The organism is Streptomyces sp. NPDC052496, from assembly GCF_040679095.1.
In the GTDB taxonomy this organism is placed as follows: domain Bacteria; phylum Actinomycetota; class Actinomycetes; order Streptomycetales; family Streptomycetaceae; genus Streptomyces.
This window is the reverse complement of the sequence record NZ_JBFAUH010000001.1, coordinates 539,930-555,586: the sequence shown is the minus strand read 5'-3', so window position 1 is coordinate 555,586 and position 15,657 is coordinate 539,930. Positions and strand designations below refer to the sequence as shown.

Genomic DNA, 15,657 nt, shown 5'->3' with positions numbered 1-15,657 from the left:
CATCCCCCCAACGGCCCCCAAGCCCCCCAACGACTAGGGCCCCCGGACGCTTTCACGTCCGGGGGCCCTACTCGTTGGGGTGAGTAACGGGACTTGAACCCGCGACATCCTGGACCACAACCAGGTGCTCTACCAGCTGAGCTATACCCACCATGACCGGTGCTGTGTGGTGTCTTGTTCCCCACCGGCTGAGAAAAGTGTACAGGGTCTGGAGGGGTGCTCGCTCCCGGCTTTGGGTCAGGCCGGGAGCGAGCTACGTCACTCCGGGGCCGCGGGCAGGACGTGCCTGGCCGCGATCGCCTTCGCGGTGTCCGAGTCCGGGCCGGGCTGCGGCACGAAGACCGCCTCCCGGTAGTAGCGGAGTTCCGCGATGGATTCACGGATGTCCGCCAGTGCCCGGTGGTTCCCGTTCTTCTCCGGACTGTTGAAGTACGCCCTCGGATACCAGCGCCGGGCCAGTTCCTTCACGGACGACACGTCCACGATCCGGTAGTGCAGGTGGCTCTCCAGCTCCGGCATGTCGCGGAGCAGGAAGCCCCGGTCGGTGCCGACGGAGTTGCCGCACAGCGGTGCCCGGCCGGGTTCCGGTACGTGCTGCTTGAGGTACTGGAGCACCTGTTCCTGCGCGTCCTCCAGGGTGGTGCCGCTGTCCAGCTCGGCCAGCAGCCCGGAGGAGGTGTGCATCTGGCGCACGACCTCGGGCATGGTGGTCAGGGCCTCGGCCGGGGGGCGGATCACGATGTCCACCCCGTCGCCCAGGACATTCAGCTCCGAGTCGGTGACCAGGGCGGCCACCTCGATGAGCGCGTCGTTCGCCAGCGAGAGCCCGGTCATCTCGCAGTCGATCCACACCATGCGATCGTTCATACGTCTCACCCTACGGGGCGCTCCCGCTGACTGGGCAGCACCGGGCGGCCGGCCGGCCTTCCGGCGGACTGCTCCGGAAGCCGTGGCGCGTACGCGTCGGATTCCGGTTTGCCCGGTTCGGTGGGTGCGAGCGCCGTGGCCTGGCTGTGCAGCGGCTGCGAGTGGCCCGCCGTACTGTGCCCCGGCTGGCCGCCCGATCCGTGCCCGCCCGGACCACCGTGCCCGCCGTGCGAGCCCTGGGGGTGCCCGCCCGGACCGTGCCCGCTCTGCGGGTGGCCCTGCGTGTGCCCGCCCGGGCCGAGACCCCCTTGGGCGTGCGTCGCCTGGCTGTGCGACGCCTGCCCGTGGTGCAGCGGGCCGTGGCCCCCCGGGAGGTGGCCCGCCGCGGCCGCGGCGAACCGGTCCGCACCGGCACCGGGGCGCTCACCGCGCTCCGGCCGGTCCGACCGGGTGACCTGCTCGGGTACCCCGTTCTGCGGCCGGCGTGCGCGGTAGGCCGCGCGGTAGGCCGCGGGTGAGGCGCCCAACTGCCGCCGGAAGTGGCCGCGCAAGGCGACCGGCGACCGGAAGCCGCAGCGTCCGGCGACCTCGTCCACGGAGTAGTCCGAGGTCTCCAGCAGCCGCTGCGCCTGGAGGACGCGCTGGGTGATCAGCCACTGCAGCGGAGCGCTTCCGGTCAGGGACCGGAAACGGCGGTCGAAGGTACGGCGGCTCATGTAGGCGCGGGCCGCCAGCGTCTCCACGTCGAACTGCTCGTGGAGGTGCTCCAGCGCCCAGGCCACGACCTCGGCGAGCGGATCCGCACCGATCTCTTCCGGTAATGACCTGTCCAGGTACCTCTGGTGCCCCAGGTCCGACGCGGTGCGCCGGGGCGGGACCACCAGCCGCCGGGCGAGCGCGTTGGCCGCGTCCGCCCCGTGGTCGGTACGGACGATGTGCAGGCACAGGTCGATGCCGGCGGCGGTCCCCGCGCTGGTCAGCACGTCGCCGTCGTCGACGAAGAGCTCGCGGGGATCGACATGGACGGACGGATAACGCTTGGCGAGCGTCGGCGCGTACATCCAGTGGGTGGTCGCGGGGCGGCCGTCGAGGAGCCCTGCGGCGGCGAGCACGAAGGCTCCCGTGCAGAGCCCGACGATGCGGGCCCCTTCTTCGTGTGCCCGGCGCAGCGCGTCCAGCGCGGCCGGTGGTGGTGCCTGTGTGATGGACCGCCAGGCCGGTACGACGACCGTGCCCGCGCGGGCGATCGCCTCCAGCCCGTAGGGGGCCGACAGTTCGAGCCCCCCGGTGGTGCGCAAAGGCGCATCTTCGCCCGCGCACACAAGTAGTCGGTACCGCGGAACACCCGCGTCCTGGCGGTCGATGCCGAAGACCGAGAGCGGAATGGAGCTCTCGAAAATCGGGCCGCCACTGAAGAGGAGCACCGCGACTATTTCGCGGCGTCGTCGGGCGGCGAGCTTGCGTGCGGCATCTGGTACGGCAGCGGAGTCCTGGCTCATGGCACTTAAGCCCCCCTCGGTCGTCTCGCCCTCTCGGTCCTGCACTGTTCCCCCGCCGTGATTGCCAAGATCGAATCTACTGCGTCCCGTGAGGATGGAGTGCCAAGTTCACCACCCGCTCGTATGTCGATATGGCAACTTGGCGCGAAGCATTCGATCACGAAGCGTTCCACTCGTCGGGCCTGCTGGGAAGTACGCCTCTCGCCTCTGCCCGTAAGCCGTAGGGCGCAACCACGCCCGGTGGTCCTTTCCTCGCAGCTCAGGCCCAGGTTGTGGGTCGCTTTTGCCAAGGGATGCACCTGGGCACGAAGTTGGCCGAAAACGAACCTGGGCAGGCTTGCGAGCGCGTCATTCCTCCGGCGTACGCCCCTCGGAGCGGCGCCCTCCGCGGTGGGCTCCGGTCCCGGTGCGGCTGTGCCGGCCGCGGTGCGGGGCGATCTCGTCGGGCGAGGGCCGGGCGGCGGTGCGCTCGGACTGGCGCAGCAGGGCCCGGCAGGCGCCGGTGACGGCCGCCAGCCCCACGGCGGTGCCGAGCGCTCCGGCGGCGGACGCGCCGCACAGGACGAGGACGAGGGGAACCACGGCGCAGCTGAACGCCGCCCAGCGGACGAGATCGCTCACCGGATCGGCTGATGTGTTCGACGGACCGGGCACGCTGTACTCCCTCCAGGCAGGCTGGTACTACAACGGCGGCGGGGGGCCATGAGTCACCGCGATGGGTACGTACGGGGGCAGGCCGGGGCATTGCCAACCGGGCCACGCTCCGGCATGCTCCGGGGAATGTTCGAGCGGTACCCCGCCCGTGTGGCCGCGGGGGGCCGCCCCCGCCTCAGGGGTCCGCCGTCCGCGCGGGGCTCTGGGCAGCGGGGGGCCGGCGCCGTACTCTTGGGGTAAGGCATTGGGAAGATGATTCCCGGTCGTGTTGTTCCCCTTTGAACTATGGGGCCGACCTCTCGATCAAGCCAGCTCAGTCAACTGCCGGATCAAGTCAATCGCCGCTCCCCGTCCGCCCCTCCGCAAGGACTTCCTTCGCCGAGACACCATGGCCGGTCACGAAATCCCCGAACCCGCGGACCGCAAGCAGGTCGCCGATCCGATGGCTGACCTCCAAGCGGCGGATCAGACACGCCACTCCTGCGACCCCGCCTTCCGGCACGGCGTCGTGGTGGGCTTCGACGGCTCGACGTCGAGTGAACGGGCGTTGGCGTATGCAATCGGTATGGCGCGGCGCTCCGGCTCGGGCCTGATCATCGTCCATGTCGCCAACCGGCTGCCCACGACCGTCTGGGCGGGCTGCGAGCCGCCGGTCTTCGTGGACGTGCCGGACCACCGTACGGAAGTGCTGGGGCTGGAGCTGGCCTGCGCCGACCACCTCTCGGAGATCCCGTGGATCCTCGTGGAGCGCGGCGGCGACATCTGCCACGAACTGGAAGAGGTCGGCCACGAGTACGAGGCCGACGCCATCGTGGTGGGCTCGACGCACGGCATCGTCGGCCGGATCTTCGGCTCGGTCGCGGGCCGGCTGGCCCGGCGGGCACAGCGGCCCGTGATCGTCATTCCCTGACCGCCGACGGCACCCGGCCCACCCCGCGCACGGCGCCATGGCCCGCCCGTCCGACGCGCTACGCCCCTCCCGTACGGCCTCGTACGCGCCCTGCCCCCCTGCCCCCTGCCCCCGCCGCTGGTCTTCGGCAGGCGGCTGCTGGTCGACCGGGTCTGCTCGGGGCGGCCTGTCGACGGTGGCCGGTGTCCCTGAACGTCGCCGCCACGACCACGTCCGGGCCGGCACGACCCCCCTCTTCGCCGCCCTTGAGGTCGCCACCGGCAAGGCCATCGGCTCGCTCCACCGCCGGCACCGGACGCGGAGTGAGAGAAATTCCTGACCGAGCTCGACCGGGAAATTCCCGACAGCCTCGAAGTGCACCTGATCCCTGATCCTGGACCATTACGCGGCCCACAAGAGCCACCGAATTTCTGACTCGGATCACCGGAGGAGGACGGACGCCGGGCGAGTGTCCCCGCCCGACAGACCGGCGCGGCCGGGACGGGACATCAGGTCCCGCCCCGGCCGCGCCGTGGTCGTCACAGTGGCATCAGCTCGGTATGAACCACTTCATGTAGGAGTTCGAGTCCGAGGGGATACTCGTGTACACGTTGCCGTTCATGTTGGAGTCCAGAGCGCGCTTGTTCTGGTAGTTGATCATCAAATACACGTCGTCCATCAGGTACTCCTGAGTCCACCACTGCCGGTCGTCCCCGGAGTCGCAGGCCCTGGCGGACACCCGGTCGCTGCCCGAGCCCCCGGCCGTGACACAGAGGCCGGTCTTGCGGCTCTGCAGCATCACGCCGTGCTCCCCGGTGTGGAAGTTCCACTGCTGGTAGGAATTGTTGTATCCGCAGCCGTTGCTGTTCTTCGAGGTGTAGAGGGCACCCTTGGCGTCACCGTCGAGGCAGTAGCTGGTCTGCCAGTTGGTCAGCGTCTTCGCCTTGGCCGGGCCCGCCGCGGACGCCGGGGTCTGCGCGGCCATGACGGTCATACAGGCCGCGGCGACCAGAGCACTGATCACGCCGGTCTTCTTCTTCGTCAAAATCTTCACTGTCCGTCTCCACTGGGAATGCGTGATGGGGGATTCGTCATGGGGGATTCGTCCCTGTGGACTCGGCGACCCGCCGGGTCCGGGGGCGTCAGTCGTGAATGCGCATGCCGGGATTGATGTTGAGCACGTCGACCACGTCGGTCATGTAGATGTTCCGGTAGCAATTGACCGGAGAATTGTTCACGGCGGGGTTGCTGCACGTGGCGGGTGTGCCCTGGCCGGCACTGATCAGACCGCGCGCCACGACGGAGCCGTCCACGTTGTAGGAGAAGATGGGGCCGCCGCTGTCCCCCTTCATCGCCGTGGGACGCTTCTCCGTCTGCTTCAGCAGGTAGACCTCGGCCAGGTCCCTGTTGCTCTCGATGCGTTCGAACTGCTTGGGCTCGACGACCTTCAGGCCACAGATCTCCCCGGACAGCGAGCCGGACGCGCACAGGTATTCGCCCACGACGGAGTGCCGGGCGTCCTTCACCTGGCGAAGCTGCTGGGTCTGGCGGTAGATGGGCTGGCCGGCCCACACGGTGAAGTTGTGCTGCCCCCCGTGGTGCGTCGCGATGAGCGCGGTGTCGTGCTTCTCCCACCGCTTCTCCATCGTGCCTGCCCTGACGTCCGTGTCACCGGCGTACCACTGCTTGCCGATCTCACCGCAGTGCGCGGCCGTCATCAGGTAGTCCGTGTTCGCCTGGGGCAGCCAGACCGAGAAGCCCGCGGAGCAGACCGGGCCGCCCTTGTAGGTCCGCCGCAGCAGGCTGCCGCCGGAGTGCAGGGGCACGTCCTGCTCGCGTGACTCCAGGGGGGTCGGCGCCGGGGTGACGCTGCCGCTCCACGGCACGGCCGGCTCCACGGCACGCTCGGTGGAACGCGCCCTCCCGGCGGCCGTGTTCTGGGCAGACGTGGCGCGCGGCGCTCCCTGGACCAGGATGCCGGAGCCGTCGTGGCGGGGGCCCGCCGCGTGCACCGTGGTCGGCCGACCGTCGATGGTCAGCGGCTTGCCGACGACCTCGCGGGCCGCCGTACGCAGTTCGTCCCGACTGTACGGCGCGGAACGCAGGTCCACCCGCACGCCCTTGGCGCGCTCGGGCGCCACCGCGGCCTCGACGCGCCCGGCATCGCCCTTGTGGTACAGCGTCACGGAGCCGGTCTCGACGGACACGGCGATGCCGGCGAACGCCTCCGAGCCGCCGAGCTTCTCCTCGATGGCGTTGGCCGCCCGGCTCAGCGGCTCCTGCGCGGCGGTCAGCTCCCGCCACGAGCTGAAGCCCGCGGGCGGCTTGCCGGACGCCGCCTCGGCGGTGTCGGTGCTCAGCGGTGCGGTATCGGCGGGACGCGCCGACGCCGCCGGGCTCGCGCCGAGCGAGACGGCGCAGACGACAGCCGCGGTGGCCAGGCAGGCGCCGGAGGCCCAGGCTCGGCGCCGGGTCCGTGCGGAGCGGGATGCGGTGGTTCCCGAAGGCGGTGAAGTGGTCACAACTGTCCTTAGACGTGGCGGCGCCGGCGTACGCCGGGGTCGGGAGTCGGTGTCTCACGGCCCGGGCGGTACGCGCTTGCGGCACCACTCGCCCCGCTGCTGAGGCGAGGGGACGCGGCGCCGGTGGCTCGGTGCCCGTGTGACGAGCACCGGCCCGCCCGGTGCTGCAAGAGTCCCCTCGGCGCATGATGCTTCTCTAACGAAAAGCTAATGACCGCACCGTCAGGGCGTTTCTGGTGGATCTCCGTGGAGGGCCCTGAGCGGTGTTCGGTGCGTGCGCTCGCTGTACGGGGTGAAGGGCCGTGCGGCGGAGCCACCTGTCCCCTTCGCGCCGTGCGGCGAGGGTGCGTGCCTGGGGGCGCCTCCCAGCGGTAGCCGGGGGAGTCGCGAGGCCAAGGCCATGGAGTTCCGTCAGCATCGCCCTGGGCGTCCCTCTGCCCCCGTACTCCCGATACGGAAGGTGAAGGAGCGTCACCAGCGCCCCGTCCACCGGCAGTCGGCATATCTACTGGCCCGTAGAGGTGGAATGCGCGGTGCTGGGGGGTAGAAATCCGATCAAGGGGGACGCGAACGGAGCGTGAACGGCCGGGAGGCCGGGCGCGGCCCGCGTCGCTCCCGGGGCGTACGGGCGTCCGGCGGACCGGGGCGGTCCGCCACCCGGCTCTCCGGCCGTCAACAGCGTGCTGCCGCCCGGGAGGTGACGGTTCCCGGGAAGGTGGCCACCGCCGGCGTAAGGGCGACGCCGGCAAACAGGGGAGGCGGGGCCCCGCGCGTATGGTGGCACGCGCGGGGCCCCGCCTCCCGCCCCCTCGAAGGACGTCCCGCCCGTCCGGGCAGCCCCCCGTAGGCCGCCCGCCCCCTGGACGTACGTCTGGGGCCGCGGAGGTGGACAGGACCTCCGCGGCCCGTCGGGCGACTGCTCGCCCGAGCGACCGGCCATCCCGGGCGACCACCGCCCGGGTACGACCGCTCGCCGTCGATCGCCTACTCGACCGTGACCGACTTCGCCAAGTTGCGCGGCTTGTCGATGTCCCGGCCCATGGCCAGGGCCACGTGGTAGGCCAGCAGCTGGAGCGGGATGCCCATCAGGATCGGGTCCAGCTCGTTCTCGTTCTTCGGCACGACGATGGTGTGGTCGGCCTTGTCCTGCTTCTGGTGCGCGACGGCCAGGATGCGGCCGCTGCGGGCCTTGATCTCCTCCATCGCGGCGCGGTTCTTCTCCAGCAGGTCGTCGTCCGGGACGATCGCCACGGTCGGCATGGCCGGCTCGATCAGCGCCAGCGGACCGTGCTTGAGCTCGGACGCCGGGTACGCCTCGGCGTGGATGTAGGAGATCTCCTTGAGCTTGAGGGAGGCCTCGCGGGCGACCGGGTAGCCGCGCACCCGGCCGATGAACATCATCGACCTGGCCTCGGCGTACTCCGCCGCGAGCTGCTTGACCTCGTCCTCCATCGCCAGGATCTCCTGGATCTGGCCGGGCAGCTTGCGCAGGCCCTCGATGATCCGCTTGCCGTCGGCGACGGACAGGTCGCGGATGCGGCCCAGGTGCAGCGCGAGCAGCCCGAAGGCGACCACGGTGTTGGTGAAGCACTTGGTGGAGACGACGCAGACCTCAGGGCCGGCGTGCACGTACACGCCGCCGTGGGTCTCGCGGGCGATCGCCGAGCCGACGACGTTCACCACGCCGAGGACGCGGGCGCCCTTGCGCTTGAGCTCCTGCACGGCGGCCAGTACGTCGTAGGTCTCGCCCGACTGGGAGACCGCGATGTAGAGGGTGTCGGGGTCCACGACCGGGTTGCGGTAGCGGAACTCGGAGGCCGGCTCGGCGTCCGAGGGGATACGGGCCAGCTCCTCGATCATCTGCGCGCCGATCTGGCCCGCGTGGTACGAGGTGCCGCAGCCGAGGATCTTCACCCGGCGGATGGCGCGCGCCTCGCGCGGGTCCAGGTTCAGGCCGCCCAGGTGCACGGTGGAGAAACGGTCGTCGATGCGGCCGCGCAGCACGCGGTCGACGGCGTCGGCCTGCTCGCTGATCTCCTTGTGCATGTACGTGTCGTGGCCGCCCATGTCGTACGACTCGGCCTCCCACTCCACGGTGGTCGGCTGCGCGGAGGTGTGCGAGCCCTCGGTGGTGTAGGTGCGGTAATCGTCGGCCTTGATGGTGGCCATCTCACCGTCGTCGAGGGTGACGACCTGGCGGGTGTGCGAGACCAGCGCGGCGACGTCGGAGGAGACGAACATCTCCTTCTCGCCGATGCCCAGGACGACCGGCGAGCCGTTGCGGGCGACGACGATGCGCTCGGGGAAGTCGGCGTGCAGCACGGCGATGCCGTACGTGCCCTCGATGACCCGCAGGGCCTCGCGGACCTGCTCCTCCAGGGTCGGCGCCTGGGAGCGGCCGATCAGGTGGGCCAGCACCTCGGTGTCGGTCTCCGAGAGGAACTCGACGCCGTCGGCGGTGAGCTTGGCGCGCAGCTCGTCGGCGTTGTCGATGATGCCGTTGTGGACGACGGCGACCTTGCCCTCGGTGTCCACGTGCGGGTGCGCGTTCTCGTCGGTCGGCGCGCCGTGGGTGGCCCACCGGGTGTGCGCGATGCCGGCGGTGCCCGCGAAGCGCTTGGGCAGGCGGGACTCCAGCTCGCGGACGCGGCCCTTGGCCTTGGCGGTCTTCAGGCCGCCGGCGGCCTTGCCGGTGCCCTTGGCGTGGATGGCGATACCGGCGGAGTCGTACCCGCGGTACTCCAGACGCTGCAGTCCTTCGAGGAGCAGCGGAGCCACGTCCCGCTTACCGATGTAGCCGACGATGCCGCACATGTGGTGACCCTCCCGGTCAGGCAGTTGGACAGGTGGCGCGCGATGCGGCGCGCGCCGGGTGCTCGGCCGGTTCAGCCGTAGACGAGGCGGCGCAGCTGGCGCGCCGAGAGCTCGGGCGGGCGGACCGCGCGGTGCGGCAGCTCCTGGCCGATGCGTTCGAAGATCGCCTCGTTGCGCAGTCCCTGTGACTGCAGCTCCCGGTGGCGTCTGCGGACGTAGTCCTCGGTCGTCTCGTCGAAGTACGCGAGGACGTCGAGCACCACCCGGGCGGCCTCGCCGCGCTGTAGCGGCGTGCTGCGCACCAGGTGGTCGACGAGGTCCTCATGAGGCGAACGGCGATCAAGCACCCGATGAATACTGATGGGTCGCCCCGGGTAATGCAAGAAACCTGCCCGATATCGGGCAAGCGACACGCCGGATGACGCCAGACGTGGTGCCCACCTTGACCACCAGGGGGGTGAGCGGTACTCAATGTTGACGTTCGGTTGCTCCATGCCACGTACCGCTCGGGCCGCGGACGGCCCGACGCCACGTACGACGTCCACGCACGGCCCTGCACGATGAGCCCACCGAAGGGAATCTCGTGAGACGAAGCAGACTGTTCTGCTCGCTGCTGCTGGTCGCGGCGGCCGGCCTGTCGACGGCCGGGGCGCAGTCCGCCGCGGCCGACCGCGGCAGCCCGTCCGCCCGCCACGCCAAGCCGATAGCCCTCGACCAGGTCATCCCGGCGCCCGCCTCGGTCAGGCCGGGCAAGGATCCGTACACGATCGGCGACCGGACGCAGATCCGGGTGCCCGGCGCGTCCGGCGAGGTCAGGCGGGTGGCCGGCTACCTCGCGGACGTCCTGCGCCCGTCCACCGGCTACCCGCTGCCGGTCACCGGCAAGGACGGCCGGGACGGCATCGTGCTGCGCCTGGGCGGCAAGGACACCAAGAAGCTCGGCGCCGAGGGATACCGTCTGACCTCCACCCGGCACGCGGTGACGATCACCGCCGCCCGGCCCGCCGGTCTCTTCCACGGCGTGCAGACCCTGCGCCAGCTGCTGCCGCCGTCCGTCGAGAAGCGCAGCAAGCAGCACAGCCACTGGAAGGTCGCCGGCGGCACCATCTCCGACGTCCCGCGCTACGGATACCGCGGCGGGATGATCGATGTGTCCCGGCACTTCTTCACGGTCGAGCAGCTGAAGCGTTACATCGATCAGCTTGCGCTGTACAAGTACAACAAGCTGCATCTGCACCTCACCGACGACCAGGGCTGGCGGCTGCAGATCAACTCCTGGCCGCGCCTCGCCAGCTACGGCGGCAGCACCCAGGTCGGCGGCGGCCCCGGCGGCTACTACACCAAGGCGCAGTACCGCGAGATCCTGCGGTACGCCGCCGGCCGCTACATGGAGGTCATCCCCGAGATCGACACCCCGGGGCACACCCAGGCCGCGCTCGCCTCGTACGCGAAGCTCAACTGCAACAACATCGCGCCGCCCATCTACACCGGCGTCGAGGTCGGCTTCAGCTCGCTGTGCGTGCCCAAGAAGGTGACGTACGAGTTCCTGGACGACGTCTTCCGTGAGGTCGCCGCGCTGACCCCCGGCCCGTACCTGCACATCGGCGGCGACGAGGCCCACTCCACCAGCCACGCCGATTACGTGACCTTCATGAACAAGGTCCAGCCGCTGGTGACCAAGTACAAGAAGAAGGTCATAGGGTGGCACCAGCTGACCGCCGTCACGCCCGCCAAGGGCGCCGCGGTGCAGTACTGGGGCTACGACAAGACCCCCGCCAAGGAGCGGGAGCAGGTCGCGGCGGCGGCCCGCAAGGGCGCCGGGCTCATCCTGTCGCCGGCCGACCGGTCCTACCTCGACATGAAGTACACCAAGGACACCAAGCTGGGTAAGGCGTGGGCCGGGTACGTCGAGGTGCAGCGGTCCTACGACTGGGATCCCGCGACGTACCTGAAGGGCGCGCCGCAGAAGTCGATCATGGGTGTCGAGGCGCCCATCTGGACCGAGACCCTCTCCACCGACCAGCACCTGGACTACATGACCTTCCCGCGGATGCCCGGCATCGCCGAGCTGGGCTGGTCGCCGAGGTCCACCCACGACTGGAACACCTACAAGCACCGGCTGGCGTCCCAGGCGCCCCGCTGGGAGGCCATGGGCTTCGATTACTACAAGTCGCCGCAGGTCCCCTGGCACAAGTGAGCGAGGGCGGTGACGACGGCGGGGCGGGCCCGGAGATCCGGACCCGCCCCGCGCCGTATCCGGCAGCAGCGGTACGCGTACGCGCACTCGTACGCCGTAGGTGCTGCCCGCCCTACACGCCCAGCTCCCGCGCGATCAGCAGCCGCTGCACCTCGCTCGTCCCCTCGCCGATCTCCAGGATCTTGGAGTCGCGCCACATCCGGGCGACCGGGTACTCGTTCATGAAGCCGTAGCCGCCGTGGATCTGGGTGGCCTCACGGGCGTTGTCCACCGCGATCTCGGAGGAGTAGAGCTTGGCCAGCGCCGCCTCCTTCTTGAACGGCTCGCCGTGCACCAGCCGGGACGCGGCGTCGCGCCAGGCCAGCCGGGAGGTGTGGGCGCGCATCTCCATGTCGGCCAGCTTGAACTGGATGGCCTGGTTGTGGCCGATCGGCCGGCCGAAGGCGTGCCGGTCCTTGGCGTAGCGCACGGACTCGTCCACACAGCCCTGCGCGAGGCCGGTGGCCAGCGCCGCGATGGCGATCCGGCCCTCGTCCAGGATGCGCAGGAACTGGGCGTAGCCGCGGCCCTCGGTACCGAGGAGGTTGCCGACCGGCACCCGTACGTCGGAGAAGGACAGCTCACGGGTGTCCGAGGCGTTCCAGCCGACCTTCGAGTACGGGGCGCCGACGGTGAAGCCCGGGGTGCCGGACGGCACGATGATCGAGGAGATCAGCGGGCTGCCGTCGTCCTTGCGGCCGGTGACGGCGGTGACCGTGACCAGGCCGGTGATGTCGGTGCCGGAGTTGGTGATGAAGCACTTGCTGCCGTTGATCACCCACTCGTCGCCGTCCCGCACGGCGGTGGTCCGCGTGGCGCCCGCGTCCGAGCCGCCGTCCGGCTCGGTCAGCCCGAACGCGCCGAGCACCTCGCCCGCGCACATCCGGGGCAGCCACTCGCGCTTCTGCTCCTCGGTACCGAAGTGGTAGACCGGCATGGCGCCGAGCGAGACGCCCGCCTCCAGGGTGATCGCCACCGACGAGTCGACGCGGGCCAGCTCCTCCAGGGCGACGCCGAGGGCGAGGTAGTCACCGCCCATGCCCCCGTACTCCTCGGGGAAGGGCAGGCCGAACAGCCCCATCCGGCCCATGTCCCGCACGATCTCGTACGGGAACTCGTGGTGCTCGTAGAACTCGCCGATCTTGGGGGCGACCACGTCGTGCGCGAACGCCTCGACCGTGCGCCGCAGCTCTTCGAGTTCGGGGGACAGGCGGTGGTCCAGGGACATCCTTCACTCCTTGTGGGAGAGGGCACGGACGGTGCGGGACGGGCTCGGACGGCCCAGTTGTCCGGCCATCCACACGCTCGTGGCGGTGAGCCGGCCCAGATCGACCCCGGTCTCGATGCCGAGGCCGTGCAGCATCCACACCAGGTCTTCGGTGGCGAGGTTGCCGGTGGCGCTCTTGGCGTACGGGCAGCCGCCGAGGCCGCCCGCCGACGCGTCGACGGTGCTGACGCCGTGTTGCAGCGCGGCGAGGGTGTTGGCCAGTGCCTGGCCGTACGTGTCGTGGAAGTGCACGCCGAGGCGGTCGGTGGGCACGCCCGCCTCGTTCAGCGCGGCGAGCAGCGCCTGGACGTGGCCGGGGGTGGCCACGCCGATGGTGTCGCCCAGGCTCAGCTCGTCACAGCCCATGTCGAACAGGGCGCGGCAGACCCGTACGACCTGCGCGACCGGCACCGGGCCCTCCCAGGGGTCGCCGAAGCACATGGAGAGGTAGCCGCGGACGTGCGCCTGCTCCTCCTTCGCGCGGGCGACCACCGGGGTGAACATGGCCAGCGACTCCTCGACCGTACGGTTGAGGTTGGCCTTGGCGAAGGACTCCGTGGCGCTGCCGAAGACCGCGATACGGCGGGCGCCGAGGGCCAGCGCGCGGTCCAGGCCACGGTCGTTGGGGACGAGGACGGGCAACTGCGCGTCGAGGTCCGCCAGCATCGGGTAGAGCTGTTCGGCGTCGGCGAGCTGCGGCACCCACTTGGGGTGCACGAAGCTGGTCGCCTCCACCGTCGTCAGCCCGGCGTCCACCAGGCGGCGCACGAACTCGGCCTTGACCTCGGTGGGGACGACGGCGGACTCGTTCTGCAGGCCGTCGCGGGCGCCGACCTCGTGGATACGGACCCGGGCCGGCAGGCCGGGGGCCGGGACGGGCATCGGGAGTCCGGGTGCGGTCATGCCGTTGCCTCCTCGGCCGGGCCGGACGCCGGGTCCTGTGGCGCGCTCTCGTGCGGGTCCACGACGGCGAGCACCTGGTCCATGGCGACGGTGCTGCCGGGGGAGACGCCCAGCTCGCTGACCGTGCCGGCGTGCGGCGCGGAGATGACGTGTTCCATTTTCATCGCCTCGACGACCAGCAGTCCCTGCCCGGCGGCCACGTCGTCGCCGACGGCCACCTTCACGACGGTGACGGTACCGGGCATCGGCGCGGTCAGCGCGTCCATGCCGTGGGCGCCGGCGGCGCCGCGCAGCGTCTCGGCTACCGGGTCGTGATCGGTGACGTGCCAGGTGTCGCCGTCGCGGCCGAGCCAGTCGCCGGCCCGGTGGAAGGTGTGCACGACACCGTCCACGGTCACGCGCACCCGGTCGGCGGTGACGTGCCCGGTGCCGGTGGCGGCCACCGGGTCGTGCCCGGGCACCTTGACCTGGTGGGTGACGGGTACCGTACGGCCGCCGATCCGCCAGCCGTCCGGTACGGCGAACGGGTCCACCCAGCCGCCGTCCGGCACCGGCTCCAGCGCCGCGTTGCGTACGGCGGCGGCCGCCGCGTACACCTCGGCGGGCACCTCCCGCGGCACCAGCGCGTCCATCTCCCGCTCGACCAGCCCGGTGTCCAGCTCGCCCGCCACCACGGCCGGGTGGGCCAGCAGCCGGCGCAGGAAGCCGGTGTTGGTGGGAACGCCGAGCACAACCGTTTCGGCGAGCGCGGCGCGCAGCTTGCGCAGCGCGGTCGCGCGGTCCGGACCGTACGCGATCACCTTCGAGAGCATCGGGTCGTACAGGCTGCCGACCTCCGTGCCCTCGGCCAGGCCGGAGTCCGTGCGCACCCCGTCGCCCTGCGGCTCGGCGAGCGCCAGGACCGTACCGCCGGACGGCAGGAAGCCGCGCGCGCCCTCCTTGACGGAGACCGTCTCGGCGCAGATCCGGGCCTCGACGGCGTGCCCGGCCAGTCGGACGCCGTCCTGCCCGAACGCCAGCGGCTCTCCGGCGGCGATCCGCAGCTGCCACTCGACCAGGTCGAGGCCGGTGACGTACTCGGTGACCGGGTGCTCGACCTGGAGGCGGGTGTTCATCTCCATGAAGTAGTACGAGGACGGGTCGTCGCCCGGCACGATGAACTCGACCGTGCCCGCGCCCCGGTAGCCGCACGAGCGCGCGGCCTGCACGGCGGCCTCGCCCATCGCGGCCCGCGTCGCCTCGTCCAGCAGGACGGACGGCGCCTCCTCGATCACCTTCTGGTGGCGGCGCTGGAGCGAGCACTCGCGCTCGCCGAGGTGGACGACGTTGCCGTGCGCGTCCGCCAGGACCTGGATCTCGATGTGCCGGGGGCGGTCCACCCAGCGCTCGACCAGCAGCGTGTCGTCGCCGAAGGAGCCGCGCGCCTCGCGCCGCGCGGCGGCGATCTCGTCGGCGAGCAGCGCCTCGTCCCGCACCAGCCGCATGCCCTTGCCGCCACCGCCCGCGGACGGCTTCAGCAGTACGGGCATGCCGATCTCGCGCGCGGCGTCCGCCAGTTGGGCGTCGGTCAGCCCGCTGCCGGAGGAGCCGGGCACGACCGGCACCCCGGCCGCCCGTACCGTCTCCTTCGCGCGGATCTTGTCGCCCATCAGCTCGATGGCCCCGGCGGACGGCCCGATGAAGACCAGCCCGGCGTCGGCGCAGGCCGCCGCGAACGCGGTGTTCTCGGCGAGGAAGCCGTAGCCCGGGTGCACGGCCTGCGCGCCGCTGCGCCGCGCGGCCTCGATCAGCCGGCCCGCGTGCAGATAGCTCTCGGTGGACGGCGGCGGGCCGATCCGTACGGCCGTGTCGGCCTCGCGGACATGGCGGGCGTCGGCGTCCGCGTCGCTGAAGACGGCGACCGAACGGACGCCGAGCGCGCGCAGCGTCCGGATGACGCGGACCGCGATCTCGCCCCGGTTGGCGACCAGGACGGTGTCGAACATGCTCATCTGTTCCTTCACTCC

At 71.1% G+C, this 15,657-nt stretch carries 12 protein-coding genes and 1 tRNA gene; 2 read left to right on the top strand and 11 right to left on the bottom strand.

The features are described from left to right. Positions 1-75: 75 nt before the first annotated feature. The 4 genes from AB0L45_RS02445 to AB0L45_RS02430 all read right to left on the bottom strand — a co-directional run bounded on the left by AB0L45_RS02445 (position 76) and on the right by AB0L45_RS02430 (position 3,020). Positions 76-151 (bottom strand) — tRNA-His (locus AB0L45_RS02445). A 107-nt stretch (positions 152-258) separates the two neighbouring features. Next, the gene (gene orn, locus AB0L45_RS02440) at positions 259-867 is read right to left on the bottom strand and encodes an oligoribonuclease (RefSeq protein WP_365835229.1); all 609 of its coding nucleotides are present in this window, start codon (positions 865-867) and stop codon (positions 259-261) included. A gap of 5 nt (positions 868-872) precedes the next feature. Beyond that, complete coding sequence (locus AB0L45_RS02435; RefSeq protein WP_365835227.1) at positions 873-2,366, bottom strand: helix-turn-helix domain-containing protein; 1,494 nt, start codon at positions 2,364-2,366, stop codon at positions 873-875. A 348-nt stretch (positions 2,367-2,714) separates the two neighbouring features. Continuing rightward, a complete protein-coding gene (locus AB0L45_RS02430; protein WP_365835225.1) occupies positions 2,715-3,020 on the bottom strand; it encodes a hypothetical protein in 306 nt (101 codons plus the stop codon). Positions 3,021-3,408: 388 nt separating this feature from the next. Here AB0L45_RS02430 and AB0L45_RS02425 point away from each other — a divergent pair, with 388 nt between their 5' ends. After that, entirely contained in the window at positions 3,409-3,930 is a 522-nt protein-coding gene (locus AB0L45_RS02425) for a universal stress protein (RefSeq protein WP_365835223.1), read from the top strand. A gap of 529 nt (positions 3,931-4,459) precedes the next feature. Here AB0L45_RS02425 and AB0L45_RS02420 read toward each other — a convergent pair. From AB0L45_RS02420 to AB0L45_RS02405, 4 genes are all read right to left on the bottom strand, one after another. Beyond that, entirely contained in the window at positions 4,460-4,963 is a 504-nt protein-coding gene (locus AB0L45_RS02420; protein ID WP_365835221.1) for an RICIN domain-containing protein, read from the bottom strand. An 88-nt stretch (positions 4,964-5,051) separates the two neighbouring features. Then, positions 5,052-6,431: a hypothetical protein gene (locus tag AB0L45_RS02415; RefSeq protein WP_365835219.1), complete on the bottom strand. Its 1,380-nt coding sequence runs from the start codon at positions 6,429-6,431 to the stop codon at positions 5,052-5,054. A gap of 984 nt (positions 6,432-7,415) precedes the next feature. Further along, positions 7,416-9,245, bottom strand: a complete 1,830-nt coding sequence (gene glmS / locus AB0L45_RS02410) for a glutamine--fructose-6-phosphate transaminase (isomerizing) (RefSeq protein ID WP_365835217.1) — start codon at positions 9,243-9,245, stop codon at positions 7,416-7,418. A gap of 71 nt (positions 9,246-9,316) precedes the next feature. Then, positions 9,317-9,592: a hypothetical protein gene (locus tag AB0L45_RS02405; RefSeq protein WP_030018892.1), complete on the bottom strand. Its 276-nt coding sequence runs from the start codon at positions 9,590-9,592 to the stop codon at positions 9,317-9,319. 236 nt (positions 9,593-9,828) lie between these two features. Here AB0L45_RS02405 and AB0L45_RS02400 point away from each other — a divergent pair, with 236 nt between their 5' ends. Continuing rightward, positions 9,829-11,442, top strand: coding sequence for a beta-N-acetylhexosaminidase (locus AB0L45_RS02400; RefSeq protein WP_365835215.1), 1,614 nt, complete (start codon positions 9,829-9,831; stop codon positions 11,440-11,442). Between the two features lie 112 nt (positions 11,443-11,554). Here AB0L45_RS02400 and AB0L45_RS02395 read toward each other — a convergent pair whose 3' ends face one another. The 3 genes from AB0L45_RS02395 to AB0L45_RS02385 are packed head-to-tail and all read right to left on the bottom strand — an operon-like array spanning position 11,555 to position 15,636. Beyond that, positions 11,555-12,709 carry an acyl-CoA dehydrogenase family protein gene (locus AB0L45_RS02395; RefSeq protein WP_365835213.1) on the bottom strand — a complete coding sequence of 385 codons (1,155 nt, stop codon included), beginning with the start codon at positions 12,707-12,709 and terminating at the stop codon, positions 11,555-11,557. Positions 12,710-12,712: 3 nt separating this feature from the next. After that, complete coding sequence (locus AB0L45_RS02390) at positions 12,713-13,651, bottom strand: hydroxymethylglutaryl-CoA lyase (RefSeq protein WP_365835211.1); 939 nt, start codon at positions 13,649-13,651, stop codon at positions 12,713-12,715. Beyond that, the gene (locus AB0L45_RS02385; RefSeq protein WP_365835209.1) at positions 13,648-15,636 is read right to left on the bottom strand and encodes a biotin carboxylase N-terminal domain-containing protein; all 1,989 of its coding nucleotides are present in this window, start codon (positions 15,634-15,636) and stop codon (positions 13,648-13,650) included. Before AB0L45_RS02385 ends, AB0L45_RS02390 begins: the two co-directional genes overlap by 4 nt. Between the last annotated feature and the right edge of the window lie 21 nt (positions 15,637-15,657).